1 protein-coding gene is annotated in these 318 nt (G+C 72.0%); it reads right to left on the bottom strand.

The annotated features are described in order from the left end of the window. Nucleotides 1-164: 164 nt before the first annotated feature. Nucleotides 165-305: a DUF5701 family protein gene (locus WH85_RS53605; protein WP_281179172.1), complete on the bottom strand. Its 141-nt coding sequence runs from the start codon at nt 303-305 to the stop codon at nt 165-167. Nucleotides 306-318 lie beyond the last annotated feature (13 nt).

The raw sequence follows: 318 nt of genomic DNA, 5'->3' as shown, positions 1-318 counted from the left end.
ACGACGACGGCCGCCCGGCCGAGATCAAGGCCGACATCCAGGGCAGCGAAACCGGCCGGACCCGGACCGCCCGGGTGCGGGCCACCATGAAGCTGCACGTCTACGGCCCGAAGGTCACCGTCCAGCCGCCCGTATGACCCCGTCACGATACCGACCGAGGCGGCTCAGGAGTCGGTCACGGAGAGGACAACGGTGCCGCTGGCCGGGCCGCGGCGGCCGGTTCCGCCCCTGATCCAGAGCGCGGGGGTGCGAGCGTCGGCCCCCTGGCGGGATCTGATCGTAATGAAGCAGTGGCCGGGTTCCAGGGTCGCCGGTTCC

It is taken from the genome of Actinoplanes rectilineatus (assembly GCF_000962825.1).
Classification (GTDB): domain Bacteria; phylum Actinomycetota; class Actinomycetes; order Mycobacteriales; family Micromonosporaceae; genus Actinoplanes; species Actinoplanes rectilineatus.
Note: the sequence above shows the minus strand (reverse complement) of the source record. Positions and strands in the feature narration are given on the sequence as shown.